The organism is Levilactobacillus namurensis, assembly GCF_032197885.1.
GTDB classification, from domain to species: Bacteria; Bacillota; Bacilli; order Lactobacillales; family Lactobacillaceae; genus Levilactobacillus; species Levilactobacillus namurensis_A.
Genome location: NZ_CP134163.1, coordinates 1 through 5,407, shown reverse-complemented (window position 1 = coordinate 5,407; position 5,407 = coordinate 1). Strand labels below are relative to the sequence as shown.

Here is a 5,407-nt window from a genome sequence, read left to right as displayed (position 1 = left end):
TCTAGAAACTATTGAGAAGAATAAATTCATTTCAACAGGAGTGAATTTTCGAAGTGGGATTGTATTTAATTCAGGATCATATTTAACAATTTCATTACTCAAATGAAGCACCTCTTTTAATGAATATGGTTTTATGAATATATAATACTACAAAACTCTATCTATAAACAGACAAAACTCTATCTATAAACAGACAAAACTCTATCTATAAACAGACAAAACTCTATCTATAAACAGACAAAACTCTATCTATAAACTCCTGTATTCCCTGGGAGAGTAAGGCTAAAAGGGGGTCTAAAAGAGGTTTAAAAGAGGTTTATAAAAGAGGTTTAAAAGAGGCACCACTGTACAAGATCAAAATCTAAAACAAAAATACAAAGGAGTGAGCCCAAAAACAGGCTCACATTAAACTTCATTCGCTACGCTCTTTGCGCCTCACTTCGTTCGTTGCTTAAAAGGTGTGGCAAGCCACATTAATTCGGGCGCTGACGCCCCGAACCCCGTCCAAGCTGAGCCAGCTTGACCGCTTTTTCACTCGCCGTTAGGCAGGAAAGCAAAGTTTTGTAGAAACTTTAGCTTTCGCCATTTCAGTGTAAAGACTGGTTAAGAGCTGTCAATTCCTTATGCTCCCACGCTGCGCTCGTCCGCTACCATTGACAGCAAACAGTTAGTTTTTCTGAATCTCACCAAGAATCTAACTGCTATATTCGTTTTTAAGGGCCTTATTTCTCGTTTCTAGCGATTTTGAGACTGTTTATATATATTTATACCAAAGCAAAAATAAAAAGCCCTCAGCAGGCTTTTAGAGGGCTAAATAACGAAGCCAGGACGATTAATAATATCTTCTTGTCTTTTCTGCAAAACATAAGTATACAGGGAATCATACAAATTCTTTTTGATCTCGTCAGGTTCATTGAAAGAAGCTTCAAACAATTCTTGAATATCAACTTGCCAAGGATCAGCAAGCATTTCATCAATGGTTTTTAATACTTTCTTTTCGTCCATCTTGATTACTCCTAACATCAAAATAATGATTTCAATTTAGATTCACAGATTTTACAGTACCGTTATTCCAATTTTGTTACCAAACTCATAAAGATTCTTTGCACAGAACGATTAAAAAAATTTGGCTTAAAACAGTGGGATATGTAATAGTTTTTAAGTATTTAAAGCATAGCAAATTTAGTTGATTTTGACGCATATATTGAATTAAAAATGTATTCAATTCAATAACGGAAAACCTGATTTCATAGCTATCAGCAGGCCGAGTAAAATGAGGTCAATGCGCACTTACACATAGAATTTATTCTATGTTGTGCTAGACCCATTAAAAACCTGTATCAGAAGTCGCCGTTGGCGACAACAAAATCAAACTAATTTACCCAAAATCAATTTGGTTCAACATGTTTTCTGTACTTGCTTGATCCAAGCCTAAATAAGCTAAAGTCATTGATTCACTTGAGTGATTTAGTAAGTGCATGACTAGGCCAATATTGTAATTTGATTGCGTGTAAACACGATAAGCCCCAGTTTTGCGCATCGTATGAGTACCTAGATAATTAATTCCTAATAGATCGCCAACCTTACTCATAATTTTGTAGAACTGTTTTTCAGTAATATGGCGTTCTGGGTGTTGAATTGAAGGAAAGAGCCATTCAGAATCCAGCTTATGATCAAGCAGCCATTGATGGTACAATAAGAGCTCTGTTTGAACAGGTTTAAGGTACAAGGTATTAGGTTTACCAGTTTTTCGGTCATGAATAAACGCATTTTGTTTAATAGAACCGTCTGGATTAAAAATATCGGCCTGTTTTAAGCCCATAACGTCACTCACTCGCAGTAGCGTCGCTTTACCAACCTGAAAAATCGTATAGTTACGTCGGCCAGCTTTAAAGTTGTTGAGTAAGGTATCTTGAACCTCTTTAAGAACGTTTGAATCTTTGATGGGTAAGACAACTTGTTGCATAAGCTGTTAGTTCCTTTACTTTAAAATTAATTTAGTTGCAGAAAACCTAAAAATCGAATATTATGATGTAGTACGATGGTAAACTTAAAGGAGGCGGATTAGAATGAGTAATACTATTATTAAAAACAAGACAATTTCAACTCGTGTAACACCTGACATTAGTGAACGGGCTAAAGCTAATCTAGCAAAACAAGGGCTAACCGTTTCTGAGTATATACGCTTATCGTTAGTTAAAGCGGCCAATAATGAAGTTCGATTAGTCAGCTTTTTAGATTCTCCGGAAGCCTTAGCCGCTAAAAAAGAAGCAGAAACAGGGCAGGTCAAAAACATTGGTTCATTGACTGACTTTGAAGATTGGATCGATAAGTTAGATGCAAATTAAACAGACCAAATCTTTTGAACGTGAATTAAAAAAACTAGTCAAAAAACATTTCCCAATAACTGTCTTGAAGCCTTGCTTAGAAGCAATTGTTGAACAAGATGTACTTATTTTGAAACAGATTAAAGATCATGCATTAAAAGGAAATTGGCGTGGCTATCGTGAATTTCACCCTGCCAGATATGGAAACTATGGTAAAAATTATGACAACTGGATTGTTATTTATCAGCTAGATCATGATGAATTGATTTTGTTATTGGTTGCAACTGGCTCCCATGAAATCTTGAATCAATAGCTATAGTTTAGGGGCACTTATAAAAAAATAAATTAAAATAGCCCCCAATATCTACATTATAGATATTGGGGGCTATTCTTTCAATGTTTTTGAGGGGCGATTTGAGACTTATAGACCCTAAATTAAGGAATGTTTTAGTGACCACCTAGGATCATAGTTAACTCATAGCAAAACTCCTGGTATTTTACTTAGAAGTCAATAAATTAATTGGACTGCTTTATGGTGGTAAGTTATGACGTATTTTAACACCTTTAATTATAAGGCACAAAAAAAGCGACACAATTGTTAAGTTGTGACCCTCTTTTACTGATGAAGCTAAGTTTCAAAGTTTTCTTTATACTAAACTAATGTAGAAAAGTTAAGGCAGTGGATGCTTTTTATGGTCTAACAGAGTAGACTTATATGCTTAAGGGGGGTCACTGAATATGAAAAAGAGAAAGTTACTTGTCTTTGCTATTATAGCAGTTGCACTTATTTTTTTGGGGGGATTTATCTAAATTCAGACGTCTACGTAACACATCAAGTAAACACAAAGGTCAATAGAGTTATCCAGGCAAGAAATACAAAAGAACTTAAAAGAATCTCAAATGATAAAACAACTTACAAATTTTTAATTAGTTTATCCAATTCCACTCGCTGCAAAGATACGTCAGATTTTCAAGGCGGGACAAATAAGAATGCTTATTATGTAACTACACTTAATAAACAAAAAATAGGGGTTCACATGTATAAGGCCAGTTTATTCAATTGGAGGATTAAAAATGTCGAAAAACAATAGAGTGTTGGTAGATTGTAAAAACAATTTATAGGAGATAAATAAAAATTGTCATTAGCTGAATTGGGAAGCTTTGCGCTACTTGTTTCATTGGTCTACTGGTGGTTTTTAATGTGGCATTCATTTAAACTAACCAGGAAAACGTTAGTAATTTTAAATACAGTTGGCACTGCCTTAATGACCATTTTGACGTGGCCCATCACCTATGGAATGTTACTGATTCCGATTTTAATTATTTACGCTGTATCGACTTTTATCTTCTTTAAATTACCACTGGCAGCCAAATAGTATGAGAATTTTTTTGCTTCTTATAACTATCCAAGGCGGTAGGAAAATGGGCTCTTTGTCAATTATTTCTGGGTTAGATTCCTGATGGCTTGATGAAAGGAGTAGAAATACTACCAAAAACGCCACCAACTATTATTGACTTTGTTTTTAGATACTTTTTTTTGCCTATTATTATATTCAGTAACTCTATTTTCATTTTGCTTGTCGTTTTTATCCTTGCTGTGACGGGTATTAGCGTTATTCGACAAGGCATCGTCCTTGTCGTTTGATTGTTGCTGTTGAGTTGCACTAGAAGGTTCAAAGCAAGCCGCTCAATTTCCGAACGTGCTCTTTTAATCGATGGTTTTCTGAAACCGTTGCTATCTGTAATTTTTGTCCTTGTCGTTTTCAGCTTGCCGATTTGTTTGTCGTTCTTGTTGTTTTTGCTTGTCGAAATTAGCAAGCATTTTAACGCCTTGGTTGTCTATTTCTAGATGGTTTTTGACTTTATAAGTGTGTTTGCTTCGAAAGCCATTAATACTATTAATACGTTGATTAATAGCTTGTTTTGATAATTTCAATTCTTCTGAAAGTTGTCGAATAGTCTTGCCCAATAGTTTCACCACCTAATTAATCCGCCTTAAATTATAAGTTAAAAACGACAAGAACACCAATCGACAAGCAAAGCTTAAACTTGGTTGTCGTTCTTGTCGTTTTTTAAAATAGGTATCAATCTTCAAGCTAAACTATAATTGATTTGGTTCTGGTTGTTGCCACCAATGAATGTTGCTTTAACGGCAAATATCCCGAATTAACAACAACTAAAGTTTGCATCTAGTTTTTTCCCTAATGGCTTGTTTTGATACACCAAACTCATCAGCAAGTTCTCTAATAGTTTTAGGCATGATTCCCAAACCCCTTTCGGAGTTCAGCAAGTGCTTCTTTTCGTGCTTGATCTCTTATTTTTTTATCATGTTCGGCTTGTTTGACAGCCAATGCTTGCTTTTCAGTAGAACCTAGAGTTAACCCCTTAACTTTATCAATGGCACGCCATTTTTCCTGTTCTGTTAATTCACCATTATGCTGAATGTTAAAGAGTTTTTGACGTTCATCTTGAAATTGACCTTGTGAGAAGTCATTAGCGTTTTTCTTTTCAGACTTCCAAGTAAAAGAATACCCAATCACTGGTTTTCCGCGGCCTTTACCATATTTTTTTCTAACCGTTAGGCCTCTAAAAAGAGGCGTAAGTTCCTCTTTGATGGGTTTTAAAACGGATTGATTTATATTGCTACTTTTATAGCTTTTAGGGACATCTAATAGCTCGTTAAAGTCTGCAACTGAAAAGTAAGCGTACCCAGTAGTTCTAAATTGTTTTAGTAACCGAAACATGGTTTTTGCGTAGCTACTTTTTAAATCTCTGAATTCTGATAAAGCATAACGAACCCAACTTTCCAGCTCATTTAATAATTTTATAGCTTTGGGGTAAATTTTAATATCAACATAAGGATCATCAGCATGGCCGTTTATCTCAAATTCGGTAAACATAACAAAAAATTCACGATGCAGCCCATCTTTACTACGCCTTCCAAAGCGTAAGCCTAAAATTTTTTGATAAGTACTTTCAATATCGTCAATAAATCGGTTATTTGCTGTAGGTTTATATGCACTTAATTCTTTTAATTGATCAAATGAAAACCTTACAGTTTCGTCACCCTTGTCACGCAT

The 5,407-nt window shown here is 34.9% G+C and carries 6 protein-coding genes and 1 pseudogene; 2 read left to right on the top strand and 5 right to left on the bottom strand.

Annotated features, from left to right (window positions below):
- The 3 genes and pseudogenes from RIN67_RS13340 to RIN67_RS13330 all read right to left on the bottom strand — a co-directional run.
- Nucleotides 1–102, bottom strand: a pseudogene (locus RIN67_RS13340) (replication initiation protein); the annotation flags it as partial.
- 708 nt (nucleotides 103–810) lie between these two features.
- Nucleotides 811–1,023 (bottom strand): hypothetical protein, encoded by a 213-nt coding sequence (locus tag RIN67_RS13335; protein ID WP_010625611.1) that lies wholly within the window; start codon nucleotides 1,021–1,023, stop codon nucleotides 811–813.
- Nucleotides 1,024–1,378: 355 nt separating this feature from the next.
- A complete protein-coding gene (locus RIN67_RS13330) occupies nucleotides 1,379–1,966 on the bottom strand; it encodes a site-specific integrase (RefSeq protein ID WP_126321109.1) in 588 nt (195 codons plus the stop codon).
- A gap of 103 nt (nucleotides 1,967–2,069) precedes the next feature.
- Between RIN67_RS13330 and RIN67_RS13325 the strand changes: the two genes are divergently transcribed.
- Together RIN67_RS13325 and RIN67_RS13320 are read left to right on the top strand one after the other, a co-directional pair.
- A complete protein-coding gene (locus RIN67_RS13325; RefSeq protein ID WP_003625288.1) occupies nucleotides 2,070–2,348 on the top strand; it encodes a plasmid mobilization protein in 279 nt (92 codons plus the stop codon).
- Nucleotides 2,338–2,640: a type II toxin-antitoxin system YafQ family toxin gene (locus RIN67_RS13320; RefSeq protein ID WP_010625626.1), complete on the top strand. Its 303-nt coding sequence runs from the start codon at nucleotides 2,338–2,340 to the stop codon at nucleotides 2,638–2,640. The genes RIN67_RS13325 and RIN67_RS13320 overlap by 11 nt, the downstream gene beginning before the upstream one ends.
- A 1,422-nt stretch (nucleotides 2,641–4,062) precedes the next feature.
- Here the strand turns inward: RIN67_RS13320 and RIN67_RS13315 are convergent.
- Both RIN67_RS13315 and RIN67_RS13305 read right to left on the bottom strand, forming a co-directional pair.
- Nucleotides 4,063–4,296: a hypothetical protein gene (locus tag RIN67_RS13315; protein ID WP_265000401.1), complete on the bottom strand. Its 234-nt coding sequence runs from the start codon at nucleotides 4,294–4,296 to the stop codon at nucleotides 4,063–4,065.
- A 283-nt stretch (nucleotides 4,297–4,579) separates the two neighbouring features.
- Nucleotides 4,580–5,407 (bottom strand): replication initiation protein (locus RIN67_RS13305; protein WP_313826283.1); only part of this gene is annotated, 828 nt, incomplete at its 5' end.